Here is a 14,102-nt window from a genome sequence, read left to right as displayed (position 1 = left end):
AGAGTGCGATACGGGACTTCTCGCCCCGCGGTTCGCACCCGCGTCCGGGTCGCGTCGGGGCGGCGTCCGGCCGCATCCGGTCCGCGGCCGCCCGGCGCCGGCGCTCGCGGGGTGGCCGGGGGTCCGGGAGCCGGGGGCGGGGGCGTGGCGGGCATGGCGGGCATGGCGGGCATGGCGGGCGGCCCGATCAGAGGGGAGGCGGAGGGCGGCCTTCACTCCCCCGCCACCCGCCGGACCGACACCTTTCACCCCCGCGCCGGCCGCCGGGACCGCCGTACCGGGGTATCCGGCGCCCGCAGGGTGGGACGGGGGTCCTGCTCCGGGGGCGGGGAAGATACGGTGAGGTCACCATGAGCGCATCGCAGACCTCCGACGTCCCCACCCTCCTCGTCAAGATCTTCGGCAAGGACCGTCCCGGGATCACCGCCGGGCTGTTCGACACCCTCGCCGCCTACTCCGTCGACGTCGTCGACATCGAGCAGGTCGTCACCCGTGGCCGCATCGTCCTGTGCGCCCTCGTCACCCAGCCGACCGGCGCCGCCGAGGGCGAGCTGCGGGCCACCGTCCACAGTTGGGCCGAGTCGCTGAAGATGCAGGCCGAGATCCTCTCGGGCACCGGCGACAACCGGCCGCGCGGCAGTGGTCGTTCCCACGTCACGGTGCTCGGGCACCCGCTCACCGCCGAGTCCACGGCGGCCATAGCGGCCAGGATCACCGCGACCGGCGGCAACATCGACCGGATCTTCCGGCTCGCCAAGTATCCGGTGACGGCGGTGGAGTTCGCGGTGTCCGGTGTCGAGACGGAGCCGCTGCGCACCGCGCTGGCCACGGCCGCCGCCCGGATCGGCGTCGACGTGGCCGTGGTCTCGGCCGGTCTGCACCGCCGGGCCCAGCGCCTGGTGGTCATGGACGTGGACTCGACGCTGATCCAGGACGAGGTCATCGAGCTGTTCGCCGCGCACGCGGGCTGCGAGGCCGAGGTGGCGGCGGTGACCGAGCAGGCCATGCGCGGTGAGCTGGACTTCGAGCAGTCGTTGCACGCGCGCGTCGCGTTGCTGGCGGGGCTGGACGCCTCCGTGGTGGACAAGGTCCGCGCGGAGGTGCGGCTGACGTCCGGTGCCCGGACCCTGATCCGCACCCTGAAGCGGCTGGGCTACCAGGTGGGCGTGGTGTCCGGTGGGTTCACCCAGGTCACCGACGACCTCCAGGAGCGGCTCGGGCTGGACTTCGCGGCCGCCAACACGCTGGAGATCGTCGACGGGAAGCTGACCGGCCGGGTCGTCGGCGAGATCGTGGACCGGGCGGGCAAGGCCCGGCTGCTGCGCCGTTTCGCCGCGGAGGCCGGCGTGCCGCTGGCCCAGACGGTCGCGATCGGCGACGGCGCCAACGACCTGGACATGCTGAACGCGGCCGGGCTGGGCGTGGCCTTCAACGCCAAGCCGGTGGTCCGCGAGGCCGCGCACACCGCGGTGAACGTGCCGTTCCTGGACGCGGTGCTGTACCTGCTGGGCATCACCCGGGAAGAGGTCGAGGCCGCCGACCTCGCCTAGCCGTGGCTACGACGCAACGGGACCCGGCGCCATCGAGGCGCCGGGGCCCGTTCGCGCGTAAGGGGGGTGATCCGCCCTGCGGCAGGCGACCGCGGGGGTCAGCTGTGGGGGGTCCAGTAGTCCAGCAGCGTGCCGACGCCGTGCTCCACGGACTTCCAGGAGCCGGTGAAGGAGACCACGGCGAGGGCCGAGGTCGGGAAGGCGCTGCGGTGCATGCGGGAGAGCGCGTCTGCCTCGGCACTGCCGGAGAGGGCGTCCGCGAGGGCGTGCATGCCCGGGTTGTGGCCGATGACGAGCAGGTCGGCCACGTCGTCGGAGGTCTCGTTCAGCAGGGCGATGAGCTCGCCCGGGGAGGCCTCGTAGAGCCGCTCCTCGTACGTGGTCTTCGGCCGGTGCGGCAGTTCCTGGACGGCCAGCTTCCACGTCTCGCGGGTCCGGGCCGCGGTGGAGCAGAGGGCCAGGTCGAAGGCGATGCCGGTCTGGGCCAGCTTCCGGCCGGCGGCCGGGGCGTCGTGACGACCGCGATCGGCCAGGGGCCGCTCGTGGTCCGATCCGTCCGACCATTCGGCCTTGGCGTGCCGGAGGAGGACGATCCTGCGGGATGTGTCGGCGCTCATGACTCCCAGCTTCGCATGAAACGAGCCACGGGGCGCAGGGTGTTGGAGGGCCCGGGTCCGGGGTGGAGCGTGCTCCGGCGTACGCGGGTCAGCCGACGGCGCGCAGCAGCTGTTCGGTGACCTGGACCAGCGAGGAGTTCTCGGCCGGGGCGGCGTGGGCCTCGCCGGATCCGGCTCCGGCGAGGAGGAGCAGCAGGAGGCCGAAGGCGAGCGCGGGCAGGGCCAGGGCCCACCAGTGCAGGCGGGCGTCGGCTCCGCTGCCGGCGGCGGCGCGGCGGCGGCCGGACGGGCCGGCGGGGGACGGGGCGTGCGTGGGGGCCGACATGGCCGCCTCCGGTGGTGTGCGGGTGGGACTGGCTCGCTGCTTCGAATCTATGGATCCGAGGCCGCGGTTCCCATCCGGGGCACACCCCAGTTGCCCCTGAGCCTGGCCCCCTAGGGGTGGGTGGGGTTATCCCCACCACCCCTCGGGGGCGCGTCGTCAGGAGGGGGAGGCGATCGACGCGATGACGGCGATGACGACGGTCACGAGCAGCATCGCGCCCAGCACGAGGCCGAGCTTCTTGTGGCCGTTCTGCGGGTTCGGTTCGAGTACGGGCGACATGTCGTTCAGTCTCGCATGCCGCATTCGTCCTCGATCGTGCGGTCCCGGCCGGCGAGGACGCCGAGCGCGATCTGCGGGACCAGCAGCGCGGCCATGAGGGCGAGGGGCAGGTCCCAGCCGCCGCTGTGCTGGTAGAGGGTACCGATGAGGAGCGGGCCGGGGATGGAGATGAGGTACCCGGTGCTCTGCGCGAAGGCGGACAGCTTGACGACGCCCGCCGGGGACTTGGCGCGCAGTCCGATCATCGTGATGACGAGCGGGAAGGCGCAGTTGGAGACGCCGAGCAGGAGGGCCCAGGCCCAGGCTCCGGCGGCGGGGGCGAGCCAGAGACCGGCGTAGCCGAGGAAGCCGAAGAGGCCGAGGACCACGGCGATGGCGCCCTGGTTCCTCATCCGGCCGGCGAGGTTCGGGATGACGAAGGCCAGCGGCACGCCCATGACCATGGTGACGGCGAGCAGGACGCCGGCGGTCCCGGCGGAGACCCCGGCGTCGCGGAAGATCTGGGGGAGCCAGCCCATGGTGACGTACGCCCCGGTGGCCTGGAGGCCGAAGTAGCAGCCCAGGGCCCAGGCGGTGCGGCTGCGGGCGACGCGCGGGCCGGCGTCGGGTGCCGTTCCGGCGGGCGCGGCGGCCTTGTCACGGCGGCCGGCGACGGCGATGGACAGCCAGGGCAGTACGGCGGCCACCGCGAGGGCGGCCCAGATCAGCAGGCCGGTGCGCCAGCTGCCGCCGAGCGCGGAGGTCAGCGGGACGGTCGCGGCGGCGGCGAGGGAGGTGCCGGCGGCCAGGGCCATGGAGTACAGGCCGGTCATGGTCCCGACGCGGTCCGGGAACCAGCGCTTGACGATCACCGGGAGCAGCACGTTCGTCAGGGCTATGCCGGCCAGGGACAGGGCGCTGGCGGCGAGGAACCCGGCGGCGTTGGTCGCGAAGGGCCGGATCAGCAGTCCGGCGGCGACGGCGACCATGCCGGCGCAGACCACGGCGGCGGGGCCGAAGCGGCGGGAGAGCCGGGGGGCGGTGACGCCGAAGACGGCGAAGCACAGGGCGGGGACGGAGGTGATGAGTCCGGCGACGGTGCCGCTCATGCCGAGGCCCGTGCGGGTCTCCTCGAAGAGGGCGCCGAGGCTGGTGATGGCGGGTCGCAGGTTGAGGGCGGCCAGCACGATTCCGACGATGAGCACGGGGCCGAGCCACACCGGCTGCGGGGTGACGGGGACGGCGAGGGGCTGCGGGGGTGCCGTGCGCGCGGCCTGGGGCCGGTTCATGGTCTGGATTTCATCGTCGGACATTGAACCATCATAGAATCATGGGATGATTGGTTGTCCACCCCCCTTCCGTATCCACGTCCGGAGAGGACACCGCTCGCATGCCGCTGACATCGCCCCGGCGATCCGCGCTCGTCGACCAGGTGATCGCCCAGCTCAGGAACCAGATCACCTCGGGTGAATGGCCCGTGGGCTCCCGCATTCCCACGGAGCCCGAGCTGGTGGAGCTGTTGGGCGTCGCCCGCAACACGGTGCGCGAGGCCGTCCGGGCCCTCGCGCACAACGGGCTGCTCGACATCCGCCAGGGTTCGGGCACCTACGTCCTGGCGACGAGCGAGCTGGCCGGGGTGATGCACCGGCGCTTCGCCGGGGCCGACCCAAGGCACATCGCCGAGTTGCGCTCGACTCTGGAGTCCTCCGCCGCACGACTGGCGGCCGAGCGGCGGACCGAGCGGGACCTGACCCAACTGGACGCGCTGCTGGCCCGACGCGAGGAGGCCTGGGCGAGCGGGGACGCGGAGCGGTTCGTCGCGGCGGACGTGAGCCTGCACATGGCGGTGGTGACGGCCTCGCACAACGAGGTGCTCATCGAGCTGTACGCCGACCTCGGGGACCTGGTGGCGGACTGGCTGCGCACGGACGTGGGGACGGAACTGCGCCCCTCGGCGCACCTGGACCACGCCCGACTGATCGAGGCGATCCGGCGCGGGGACGGCGACACGGCCGCGTCGGAGGCGGCGGGCTACCCGTTCGTCTGCCTCGGCGAGGCGTAGCCGGGGCGCTTGCGGGACCCACGGGGTCAGGGAGTCGGCGGGCCCGGGCCGGGACTCGGGCTCGGGCCGGGGCCGGGGGCCCGGACTCGGGCCCGGACTCGCGGGAGCGGGCGGGTCGTCGGCCTGTTCAGCGGAGCCGGTCGGCGTCCCGTCGGCCGGGGCGCTCGTGGCTCACCCATGCCGTACGGACCTCTTTCCAGCAGCGGCTGGTGAGTTCGACGCGGCCGGCCGGGCCCACGGCGACGGCGGCGCCGTCGCCGTCCACGTCCCACCAGCGGTCGCACTCCACGTGCAGGCGGATCAGGTCGGTCTCGGGATAGCCGTTGTGGCAGTGCGCCGTCACCAGCGAGCCGTCGATCTCGATGTCGCAGTCGGCGCCGTAGAGGTCTCCGGCGGCGGGCCGGGCGGGCTGTACGGGTGGCTCGGCGGGGATCTCGGCCGGATCCACCACGACCGGGGCCATGGCCTCCGGGCCGGGCGCCGGGTCGTCTTCCCCGGGCTGCGCGACGGCTCCCGGGATCAGGAGGCCGGCCAGGGCAACCGAGGTGACCAGGAGCGATACCGCTCGGCTCGGCCTCGCGTGCACGCCCGTACCTCCTCCCCGAGGAACCCGGGAAGATCCCGGCTCGGTCAGTTTGCAGGCATTTGTCACCGTTTACGACTCGGGAAGATCCGGCCGGAGCACGCACATCCGATCGAACGGAGCCGGTGAACCCCGTGCCCACAGGCCGAAACGGCGGTGGCCGCGCCTCCCGGAAGGGAGGCGCGGCCACCGCCGTACGGACGTAGGGACCCCGGACCCGAGGGTCAGGCACCCATCGCGTGCAGGCCGCCGTCCACGTGGACGATCTCGCCCGTGGTCTTCGGGAACCAGTCGGACAGCAGGGCGACGATGGCCTTGCCGGTCGGCTCCGGGTCGCTCATGTCCCACTCCAGCATGGAGCGGGAGTTCCAGACGTCGGCCAGCTCGGAGAAGCCCGGGATGGACTTCGCGGCCATGGAGCCGATCGGACCGGCCGAGACCAGGTTGCAGCGGATGTTCTCCTTGCCCAGGTCACGGGCGAGGTAGCGGCTGGTGGCCTCCAGGGCGGCCTTGGCCGGGCCCATCCAGTCGTACTGCGGCCAGGCGAACTGCGCGTCGAAGGTGAGGCCGACGATGGCCGCGCCCTCCGCCGGGAACAGCGGCTTGCAGGCCATGGCGAGGGACTTCAGCGAGAACGCCGACACGTGCATGGCGGTGGCGACCGACTCGAACGGCGTGTTCAGGAAGTTGCCGCCGAGGGCGTCCTGCGGGGCGAACCCGATCGAGTGGAGAACACCGTCGAGGCCGCCCAGCTCGTCACGGACGAGACCCTCCAGGCGGTCCAGGTGCTCCTGGTTGGTGACGTCGAGCTCGATCACCTTGACCGGCTTCGGCAGCTTCTTGGCGATGCGCTCGGTCAGCGACGGGCGGGGCCACGCGGTCAGGATGACCTCGGCGCCCTGCTCCTGGGCCAGCTTGGCGGCGTGGAAGGCGATGGAGGACTCCATCAGCACCCCGGTGATGAGGATGCGCTTGCCGTCGAGAATTCCGCTCATGTGATCAGTGACCCATGCCCAATCCGCCGTCAACGGGAATGACGGCTCCAGTGATGTACGCGGCGTCGTCGGACGCCAGGAAGCTCACGGCCGCCGCGATCTCCTCGGGCTGCGCGTAGCGGCCGAGGGGCACCTGACCGACGATGCCCGCGCGCTGCTCGTCGGTGAGCACCTTCGTCATGTCGGTGTCCACGAAGCCGGGGGCGACGACGTTGAAGGTGATGTTGCGGGAGCCCAGCTCACGGGCGAGCGAGCGGGCGAAGCCGACCAGCGCGGCCTTGGAGGCGGCGTAGTTGGCCTGGCCGGGCGAACCCATGAGGCCGACGACCGACGAGATCAGGACGACGCGGCCCTTCTTGGCCCGCAGCATGCCCCGGTTCGCGCGCTTGACCACCCGGAAGGTACCGATGAGGTTGGTGTCGACGACCGACGCGAAGTCCTCCTCGGACATGCGCATCAGCAGCGTGTCCTTGGTGATGCCGGCGTTGGCCACCAGCACCTCGACGGCGCCGTGCTTGTCCTCGATCTCCTTGTAGGCCTGCTCCACCTGCTCGGAGTCCGTGATGTCGCACCGGACCGCCAGGACGCCGAGCGAGGTGAGCGCCTCCGGCGGCTCGCCCGAGCGGTATGTGATCGCGACCTTGTCGCCGGCCTCCGCGAAGGCTCGGGCGATGGCGAGGCCGATGCCCCGGTTACCTCCGGTGACGAGAACCGAGCGGCTCAACGGATCACCCTTTCGCTAGCTGTCTGAGTACCAAAAACTTATAGGTCGCATCGTCCTTACGGAGAATCGGGCCCCGACAGGGCCTTGCGGCGGGCTCTGTCGAGTCCCTACAGAAAGATGTAGGCACACGAGCCCCGAGCGCGACATGATCGGGGCGACCGGCCCCGACCCCGGGAGGAATTCCGTGCCCCATTCCATCGACGCGGCCTTCACCGCGCTGCCCTTGCGGGCGCTCGCCGACGCGGCGCTCGCCCGGGCCCGCGCGCTGGGCTCCGACCATGCCGACTTCCGGCTGGAGCGCGTGCGCAGCGCCTCCTGGCGGCTGCGGGACGCCAAACCATCGGGCGGTTCCGACTCCACGGACCTCGGCTACGCGGTCCGGGTCGTGCACGGGGGCAGCTGGGGATTCGCCTCCGGTGTGGACCTGACCATGGACGGCGCCGCCAAGGTGGCCTCGCAGGCCGTGGCCATGGCGAAGCTGTCGGCGCAGGTGATCAAGGCCGCCGGTTCGGACGAGCGCGTCGAGCTGGCGGACGAGCCGGTCCACGCCGACAAGACGTGGATCTCCGCCTACGACGTGAACCCGTTCGAGGTGCCGGACGCGGAGAAGTCGGCGCTGCTCGCCGACTGGAGCGCGCGCCTGCTCGCGGCGGACGGGGTGGCCCACGTGGACGCCTCGCTGCTCGCCGTCCACGAGAACAAGTTCTACGCGGACACGGCGGGCACCGTCACCACCCAGCAGCGCGTACGGATCCACCCGCAGCTCACCGCGGTCGCCGTCGACGCGTCCACCGGCGAGTTCGACTCGATGCGCACCATCGCCCCGCCCGCCGGCCGCGGCTGGGAGTACCTGACCGGTACCGGCTGGGACTGGAACGCGGAGCTGGAGGGGATCCCCGACCTGCTCGCCGAGAAGATGCGGGCCCCGAGCGTGCGCGCCGGGCGCTACGACCTGGTCGTGGACCCGTCCAACCTGTGGCTCACCATCCACGAGTCCATCGGGCACGCCACCGAGTTGGACCGGGCGCTGGGCTACGAGGCCGCGTACGCGGGGACCTCCTTCGCCACCTTCGACCGGCTCGGCACGCTCAAGTACGGCTCCTCGATCATGAACGTGACCGGCGACCGCACCGCCGAGCACGGGCTGGCCACCATCGGCTACGACGACGAGGGCGTCGAGGCGCAGAGCTGGGACCTGGTCAAGGACGGCACCCTGGCCGGCTACCAGCTCGACCGGCGGATCGCGAAGCTGACGGGCCTCGGTCGGTCCAACGGTTGCGCGTACGCCGACTCCCCCGGGCACGTCCCGGTGCAGCGGATGGCGAACGTCTCGCTCCGGCCGGACCCGGGCGGGCTGTCGACCGAGGACCTGATCGGCGGGGTGGAGCGCGGGATCTACGTGGTCGGCGACCGTTCCTGGTCGATCGACATGCAGCGCTACAACTTCCAGTTCACCGGTCAGCGCTTCTTCCGGATCGAGAACGGCCGGCTGGCGGGGCAGCTGCGCGACGTCGCGTACCAGGCCACGACCACCGACTTCTGGGGCTCGATGGAGAAGGTCGGCGGCCCGCAGACCTACGTCCTGGGCGGCGCCTTCAACTGCGGCAAGGCCCAGCCGGGCCAGGTCGCCGCGGTCTCGCACGGCTGCCCGTCCGCACTGTTCCGCGACGTGAACATCCTGAACACCACGCAGGAGGCCGGCCGATGACCGCCCACGATCACCACGCGATCCGCCGGGGGTCCGGGGGTCGCCCCCCGGGACGGCACCGTCTGAACACCACGCAGGAGGCCGGCCGATGAGCCGCACGAAGCCGCACGAGATCGTCGAGCGCGCGCTGGAGCTGTCCACCGCGGACGGCTGCGTCGTCATCGCGGACGAGGAGTCGAGCGCCAACCTGCGCTGGGCGGGCAACGCGCTCACCACGAACGGCGTCACCCGCGGCCGGACCCTGACAGTCATCGCCACGGTCGACGGCAAGGAGGGCACGGCCTCGGGGGTCGTGTCGCGCTCCGCCGTCACCGCGGCCGATCTGGAGCCGCTGGTCCGGGCTGCCGAGGAGGCCGCGCGGTCCGGCGCCTCGGCCGAGGACGCGCAGCCCCTGGTGAGCGGGGTCCCGGCCTCGACGGACTTCACCGAGGGTCCCGCCGAGACCTCGTCGGCGGTGTTCGCGCGGTTCGCCCCGGCGCTCGGCGAGGCCTTCGCGCGGGCCCGGGAGGGCGGCCGCGAGCTGTACGGGTTCGCCAACCACGAGCTGGTCTCCACGTACATCGGCAGCTCCGCGGGTCTGCGGCTGCGCCACGATCAGCCCAACGGCACCCTGGAGCTCAACGCGAAGTCCCCCGACCGGCTGCGGTCGGCGTGGGCGGGCCGCTCCACCCGCGACTTCACGGACGTGGACCCCACGACCCTGGACGCGGAGCTGGCGGTGCGCCTCGGCTGGGCGGAGCGGAAGATCGAGCTGCCCGCGGGGCGGTACGAGACGCTGCTGCCGCCGACGGCGGTCGCCGACCTGATGATCTACCAGATGTGGTCGGCGTCGGCGCGGGACGCGGTGGAGGGCCGGACGGTCTTCTCCAAGCCCGGCGGCGGCACCCGGCTCGGCGAGAAGCTGTCCGAGCTGCCGCTGACCCTGCGCAGCGACCCGCACGCGCCGGGCCTGGAGTCGGCGCCGTTCGTGATCGCGCACAGCTCGGGCGACGACGCCTCCGTCTTCGACAACGGTCTGGCCGTCCCGGCGACCGAGTGGATCAGCGGAGGCGAGCTGGCCCGGCTGACGACGACCCGGCACAGCGCGGAGCTGACCGGGCAGCCGGTCTCCCCCGGCTTCGGGAACCTGATCCTGGACGCCGGCGGCGACCGCTCGCTGGAGGAGATGGTCGCCTCGACCGAGCGCGGCCTGCTGCTGACCTGCCTCTGGTACATCCGCGAGGTGGACCCGGCGACGCTGCTGCTCACGGGCCTGACCCGGGACGGCGTGTACCTGGTGGAGAACGGTCAGGTCGTCGGGGAGGTCAACAACTTCCGCTTCAACGAGTCCCCGGTGGACCTGCTGTCGCGGGCCTCCGAGGCGGGCCGTACCGAGAAGACCCTGCCGCGCGAGTGGAGCGACTGGTTCACCCGGGCCGCGATGCCGGCGCTGCGGATCCCGGACTTCAACATGAGCTCGGTCAGCAAGGGCGTCTGAGCCGGTCGGGGAGTCGGGGGAGGTTCCCCGCCCGCCTAGACTGGCGGGGAACCTCTCAGCACCCTGTTTCATCTCGCTGTTTCATCTCGCTCAAGGAGAGTCACAACCGTGACGGACATCGTCGACGAACTGAAGTGGCGCGGGCTGTTCTCGCTGTCCACCGATGAAGAAGCGCTGCGCAAGGCCTTCGCGGACGGTCCCGTCACGTTCTATTGCGGCTTCGACCCGACCGCGGCCTCGCTGCACGTGGGACACCTGGTGCAGGTGCTCACCGTGCGTCGGCTCCAGCAGGCCGGGCACCGTCCGCTGGCTCTGGTCGGCGGGGCCACGGGCCAGATCGGCGACCCGCGCCCGACGGCCGAGCGCACCCTGAACGACCCGGACACGGTCGCGAACTGGGTGAGCCGGCTGCGCGCGCAGATCGAGCCGTTCCTGTCCTTCGAGGGCGAGAACGCCGCGGTCATGGTGAACAACCTGGACTGGACGGCGGGCCTGTCCGCCATCGAGTTCCTGCGGGACATCGGCAAGCACTTCCGCGTCAACAAGATGCTGACGAAGGACTCGGTGGCCCGCCGGCTGGAGTCCGACCAGGGCATCAGCTACACGGAGTTCAGCTACCAGCTGCTCCAGGGCATGGACTTCCTGGAGCTGTACCGCCGTTACGGCTGCACGCTCCAGCAGGGCGGCTCGGACCAGTGGGGCAACCTGACGGCCGGGCTCGACCTGATCCACCGCCTGGAGCCGGACGCGCACGTGCACGCCATGGCGACGCCGCTGATGGTCAAGGCGGACGGCACCAAGTTCGGGAAGTCCGAGAGCGGCGCCGTCTGGCTCGACCCGGAGATGACCACGCCGTACGCGTTCTACCAGTTCTGGCTGAACGTGGACGACCGGGACATCTCGACCTACATGCGCATCCTGTCCTTCCGGTCCCGTGAGGAGCTGGAGGAGCTGGAGGCGCAGACCGCCGAGCGGCCGCAGGCGCGTGCCGCCCAGCGGGCCCTCGCGGAGGAGCTGACCACGCTGGTGCACGGCGCCGACCAGTGCGCGGCCGTGATCGCCGCGTCGAAGGCGCTGTTCGGTCAGGGCGAGCTGACGGAGCTGGACGAGGCCACGCTGGCCGCGGCCCTGTCGGAGCTGCCGCGGGCGCGGGTCGCCGAGGCGGGACTGGTCGTGGACCTCCTCGCCGAGACGGGCCTGGTCGCCAGCAAGTCCGCGGCGCGCCGGACCGTGAAGGAGGGCGGCGCCTACGTGAACAACGTCAAGGTCACCGCCGAGGACGCGGTCCCGGCCGCGGCCGACCTCCTGCACGGACGGTGGCTGGTGCTGCGCCGCGGCAAGAAGAACCTGGCCGCGGTCGAGGTCACGGGCTGATCCGTTCGCCCGGGGTGACCCGGTGACGGCATGACGAAGGGGCCGGTTCGGACGCGTGGTCCGGACCGGCCCCTTCGCGCCGACCCGGCGGTCCGGGTCGGCGGGGTTCAGGTCGTCTGCCGCTTGTTGCCCCGGATGGCCAGGTAGAGCATGTCGCCCAGGCCGACGATCAGGACCGCTCCGGCGAGTTGCAGCAGGTGGCGGATCCAGTCGATGCCCTTGGTGTCCTCGACGCCGATCCACCGGGAGACGGCGTTGCCGAGGAGCGCTCCGAGGATGCCGAAGATGGTGGTCAGCCAGAGTGGCTGGTGCTGCTTGCCCGGCAGGATGGCCCGGGCAATCAGGCCCAGCACAAAACCGACGATGATCGCCCAAACCCATTCCATGTCGAGCCTCCTCCTGGCGCGTTGTGCGCATGTGCGCCCAGTCTCGGCCCGACCGGCCTACAGCGCATTTCGGACAACGCCATTCGGGGGCACTCAGGGGGACGTCACGGCACACCCGCTCTCCTCCTCGACGGAGGACCGGCGTACGGTGGAAGCCTCCGGGCCCGGGCGTGCCCGGCGGGTGGATCGGATGGTGGAGACGTGCAGCGGACGAAGCGGAACGGGGCCGAGGTCTTCCGGATCACCGGCGCGCGGATGGGTCTCGCCGAGGACGTGCGGGGACGGCAACGCAGGTACGTCATCTCGATGGTGATCAGGACCCTGTCGGTCATCGCCACGGTGGTCCTGTGGAACGTGGAGCGTCACGTGGCGATCGTGACGCTCGTCGCGGGCGCCCTGCTGCCGTACGTCGCCGTGGTCATCGCGAACGCCGGCCGCGAGTCGACGCCCTCCCTCCCCTCACACTTCGTACCGGCCCCTGTGCTCCCCGCACTGGAGCCCGGAAACCTCAAGAAAACCTCAGATCAATCATGAAGTTCCAGTGCACCGCAGCGGGTCGTGCGTGACATACTGCCTACGCGCTCCGCATCCCCCGTCGGAGCGACGGACCGACGCCGGGCAGCTCCCCCCGTGGCTGCTCGGCGTCGCCCTTCCGTTTGTAGGGTTGAGGCGTGAACTCCCCTGATACGGACACCGACACACCCGCCGTCGTTCCCACCTGCTCGGCCAAGGGCTGCCGTGAGGCGGCGGCCTGGGTCCTGGCGTGGAACAACCCGACGCTCCACACGCCCGAGCGGCGCAAGACCTGGCTGGCGTGCGAGGAACACCGCGAGCACCTCTCCCAGTTCCTGGGGGTCCGCGGTTTCCTCAAGGACGTCGTGAAGCTCGACGAGTGGGTACAGCCGGAAGGCTCGGAGCGGCGGTAGCCGGTCCGAGCCTTCGAGGGCGCGCCTTGAGGTGTTCGGGGCGCGCTAACCGCCGATGGCGGACATCGGGCGGTCGGGCTGGAGGAAGGTCGGGTCGTCGAGGCCGGACCCGGCCTTCTTGCCCCACATCGCCACCTTCCACAGGCGGGCGATCTCCTCGTCCGGGGCGTCCGAGCGCAGGGCGGCCCGCAGGTCGGACTCCTCGGTGGCGAACAGGCAGGTGCGGATCTGGCCGTCGGCCGTCAGCCGGGTGCGGTCACAGGCCCCGCAGAACGGGCGGGTGACCGAGGCGATGACGCCGACGGTGGCCGGGCCGCCGTCGACGACCCAGCGTTCGGCCGGGGCGGAGCCGCGTTCGTCCGCGCCCTCCTCGGTGAGGGTGAAGCGGGTGCGCAGGGACTGGAGGATGTCGCCGGCGGTGATCATGCCGTCGCGCTTCCAGCCGTGCTGGGCGTCGAGCGGCATCTGTTCGATGAAGCGGAGCTCGTACTCGTTCTCCACGGCCCAGGCGAGGAGGTCGGGGGCCTCGTCGTCGTTGAGTCCGGGCATCAGTACGGCGTTGACCTTGACGGGTGTCAGGCCGGCGGCGCGGGCGGCGGCCATGCCCTCGATGACGTCCTTGTGCCGGTCGCGGCGGGTGAGGGTCTTGAAGACCTCGGGCCGCAGCGTGTCCAGGGAAACGTTGACTCGGTCGAGGCCGGCGGCCTTGAGCGCCTGTGCGGTGCGCTTGAGGCCGATGCCGTTGGTGGTGAGGGACATCCTGGGGCGGGGCTCCAGGGCCGCGCACTGTTCGACGATCCCGACCAGACCGGGCCGCAGCAGCGGTTCTCCTCCGGTGAAACGCACCTCGGTGATGCCGAGCCGGGTCACCGCGATGCGGATCAGCCGGACGATCTCTTCGTCGCTGAGCAGGTCGGACTTGCCGAGCCACTGCAGACCCTCCTCGGGCATGCAGTACGTACAGCGCAGGTTGCACCGGTCGGTGAGCGAGACGCGCAGGTCAGTGGCCACGCGGCCATAGGTGTCGAGAAGCACTGTGAGCCCCCTCCCCTGTCCGGTCGTAGAGGTCGCGCTGCGGTGAACGTGAGCGCATGCGCCGTATTCGAGCCTACGCGAC

At 71.6% G+C, this 14,102-nt stretch carries 16 protein-coding genes; 7 read left to right on the top strand and 9 right to left on the bottom strand.

The features are described 5' to 3' along the window. Nucleotides 1-350: 350 nt before the first annotated feature. On the top strand, nucleotides 351-1,550 hold the full coding sequence (gene serB, locus OG906_RS26000) for a phosphoserine phosphatase SerB (protein WP_267801331.1): 1,200 nt from the start codon (nucleotides 351-353) through the stop codon (nucleotides 1,548-1,550). 98 nt (nucleotides 1,551-1,648) lie between these two features. Here serB and OG906_RS25995 read toward each other — a convergent pair whose 3' ends face one another. The 4 genes from OG906_RS25995 to OG906_RS25980 all read right to left on the bottom strand — a co-directional run bounded on the left by OG906_RS25995 (nucleotide 1,649) and on the right by OG906_RS25980 (nucleotide 4,063). Further along, nucleotides 1,649-2,167: a SixA phosphatase family protein gene (locus tag OG906_RS25995; protein WP_329446186.1), complete on the bottom strand. Its 519-nt coding sequence runs from the start codon at nucleotides 2,165-2,167 to the stop codon at nucleotides 1,649-1,651. An 88-nt stretch (nucleotides 2,168-2,255) separates the two neighbouring features. Next, nucleotides 2,256-2,492, bottom strand: coding sequence for a hypothetical protein (locus OG906_RS25990; RefSeq protein ID WP_329446185.1), 237 nt, complete (start codon nucleotides 2,490-2,492; stop codon nucleotides 2,256-2,258). 156 nt (nucleotides 2,493-2,648) lie between these two features. Further along, nucleotides 2,649-2,771 (bottom strand): SGM_5486 family transporter-associated protein, encoded by a 123-nt coding sequence (locus OG906_RS25985; RefSeq protein ID WP_267801334.1) that lies wholly within the window; start codon nucleotides 2,769-2,771, stop codon nucleotides 2,649-2,651. A 5-nt stretch (nucleotides 2,772-2,776) separates the two neighbouring features. Further along, on the bottom strand, nucleotides 2,777-4,063 hold the full coding sequence (locus OG906_RS25980; protein WP_329446183.1) for a CynX/NimT family MFS transporter: 1,287 nt from the start codon (nucleotides 4,061-4,063) through the stop codon (nucleotides 2,777-2,779). Between the two features lie 77 nt (nucleotides 4,064-4,140). Between OG906_RS25980 and OG906_RS25975 the strand changes: the two genes are divergently transcribed. Then, nucleotides 4,141-4,812, top strand: a complete 672-nt coding sequence (locus tag OG906_RS25975; protein ID WP_267801336.1) for a FadR/GntR family transcriptional regulator — start codon at nucleotides 4,141-4,143, stop codon at nucleotides 4,810-4,812. A 127-nt stretch (nucleotides 4,813-4,939) separates the two neighbouring features. Here the strand turns inward: OG906_RS25975 and OG906_RS25970 are convergent, their stop codons facing one another. From OG906_RS25970 to fabG, 3 genes are all read right to left on the bottom strand, one after another. Then, complete coding sequence (locus tag OG906_RS25970) at nucleotides 4,940-5,398, bottom strand: hypothetical protein (protein WP_329446181.1); 459 nt, start codon at nucleotides 5,396-5,398, stop codon at nucleotides 4,940-4,942. A gap of 221 nt (nucleotides 5,399-5,619) precedes the next feature. Then, nucleotides 5,620-6,390 carry an enoyl-ACP reductase FabI gene (gene fabI / locus OG906_RS25965; protein ID WP_267801337.1) on the bottom strand — a complete coding sequence of 257 codons (771 nt, stop codon included), beginning with the start codon at nucleotides 6,388-6,390 and terminating at the stop codon, nucleotides 5,620-5,622. Between the two features lie 4 nt (nucleotides 6,391-6,394). Further along, nucleotides 6,395-7,114, bottom strand: a complete 720-nt coding sequence (gene fabG, locus OG906_RS25960) for a 3-oxoacyl-[acyl-carrier-protein] reductase (RefSeq protein ID WP_267801338.1) — start codon at nucleotides 7,112-7,114, stop codon at nucleotides 6,395-6,397. A gap of 184 nt (nucleotides 7,115-7,298) precedes the next feature. On the opposite strand from fabG, the gene OG906_RS25955 reads away from it, so the two are divergent. The 3 genes from OG906_RS25955 to tyrS all read left to right on the top strand — a co-directional run bounded on the left by OG906_RS25955 (nucleotide 7,299) and on the right by tyrS (nucleotide 11,673). After that, entirely contained in the window at nucleotides 7,299-8,822 is a 1,524-nt protein-coding gene (locus OG906_RS25955) for a TldD/PmbA family protein (RefSeq protein WP_329446179.1), read from the top strand. An 88-nt stretch (nucleotides 8,823-8,910) separates the two neighbouring features. Then, complete coding sequence (locus OG906_RS25950; protein WP_329446177.1) at nucleotides 8,911-10,299, top strand: metallopeptidase TldD-related protein; 1,389 nt, start codon at nucleotides 8,911-8,913, stop codon at nucleotides 10,297-10,299. 108 nt (nucleotides 10,300-10,407) lie between these two features. Beyond that, entirely contained in the window at nucleotides 10,408-11,673 is a 1,266-nt protein-coding gene (gene tyrS / locus OG906_RS25945; protein WP_053678638.1) for a tyrosine--tRNA ligase, read from the top strand. 107 nt (nucleotides 11,674-11,780) lie between these two features. Here tyrS and OG906_RS25940 read toward each other — a convergent pair whose 3' ends face one another. After that, a complete protein-coding gene (locus OG906_RS25940; RefSeq protein WP_053678635.1) occupies nucleotides 11,781-12,059 on the bottom strand; it encodes a GlsB/YeaQ/YmgE family stress response membrane protein in 279 nt (92 codons plus the stop codon). 255 nt (nucleotides 12,060-12,314) lie between these two features. On the opposite strand from OG906_RS25940, the gene OG906_RS25935 reads away from it, so the two are divergent. Together OG906_RS25935 and OG906_RS25930 are read left to right on the top strand one after the other, a co-directional pair. Then, on the top strand, nucleotides 12,315-12,593 hold the full coding sequence (locus tag OG906_RS25935; RefSeq protein WP_329448136.1) for a DUF3099 domain-containing protein: 279 nt from the start codon (nucleotides 12,315-12,317) through the stop codon (nucleotides 12,591-12,593). A gap of 137 nt (nucleotides 12,594-12,730) precedes the next feature. After that, nucleotides 12,731-12,985 (top strand): hypothetical protein, encoded by a 255-nt coding sequence (locus OG906_RS25930; RefSeq protein ID WP_267801342.1) that lies wholly within the window; start codon nucleotides 12,731-12,733, stop codon nucleotides 12,983-12,985. Between the two features lie 45 nt (nucleotides 12,986-13,030). Here OG906_RS25930 and moaA read toward each other — a convergent pair whose 3' ends face one another. Further along, nucleotides 13,031-14,020 carry a GTP 3',8-cyclase MoaA gene (moaA, locus tag OG906_RS25925; RefSeq protein ID WP_267801344.1) on the bottom strand — a complete coding sequence of 330 codons (990 nt, stop codon included), beginning with the start codon at nucleotides 14,018-14,020 and terminating at the stop codon, nucleotides 13,031-13,033. Nucleotides 14,021-14,102: the final 82 nt, after the last annotated feature.

Origin of the sequence: Streptomyces sp. NBC_01426 (assembly GCF_036231985.1) — a bacterium.
Taxonomy (GTDB): domain Bacteria; phylum Actinomycetota; class Actinomycetes; order Streptomycetales; family Streptomycetaceae; genus Streptomyces.
This window is presented reverse-complemented; position numbering and strand designations above follow the sequence as displayed.

What these genes read in the sequence shown, in the direction of transcription:
- serB (WP_267801331.1), top strand. Translation starts at nt 351, where the DNA reads ATGAGCGCATCGCAGACCTCCGACGTCCCCACCCTCCTCGTCAAGATC.
- OG906_RS25995 (WP_329446186.1), bottom strand. Translation starts at nt 2,167, where the DNA reads ATGAGCGCCGACACATCCCGCAGGATCGTCCTCCTCCGGCACGCCAAG.
- OG906_RS25990 (WP_329446185.1), bottom strand. Translation starts at nt 2,492, where the DNA reads ATGTCGGCCCCCACGCACGCCCCGTCCCCCGCCGGCCCGTCCGGCCGC.
- OG906_RS25985 (WP_267801334.1), bottom strand. Translation starts at nt 2,771, where the DNA reads ATGTCGCCCGTACTCGAACCGAACCCGCAGAACGGCCACAAGAAGCTC.
- OG906_RS25980 (WP_329446183.1), bottom strand. Translation starts at nt 4,063, where the DNA reads ATGTCCGACGATGAAATCCAGACCATGAACCGGCCCCAGGCCGCGCGC.
- OG906_RS25975 (WP_267801336.1), top strand. Translation starts at nt 4,141, where the DNA reads ATGCCGCTGACATCGCCCCGGCGATCCGCGCTCGTCGACCAGGTGATC.
- fabI (WP_267801337.1), bottom strand. Translation starts at nt 6,390, where the DNA reads ATGAGCGGAATTCTCGACGGCAAGCGCATCCTCATCACCGGGGTGCTG.
- OG906_RS25950 (WP_329446177.1), top strand. Translation starts at nt 8,911, where the DNA reads ATGAGCCGCACGAAGCCGCACGAGATCGTCGAGCGCGCGCTGGAGCTG.
- OG906_RS25940 (WP_053678635.1), bottom strand. Translation starts at nt 12,059, where the DNA reads ATGGAATGGGTTTGGGCGATCATCGTCGGTTTTGTGCTGGGCCTGATT.
- OG906_RS25935 (WP_329448136.1), top strand. Translation starts at nt 12,315, where the DNA reads ATGGGTCTCGCCGAGGACGTGCGGGGACGGCAACGCAGGTACGTCATC.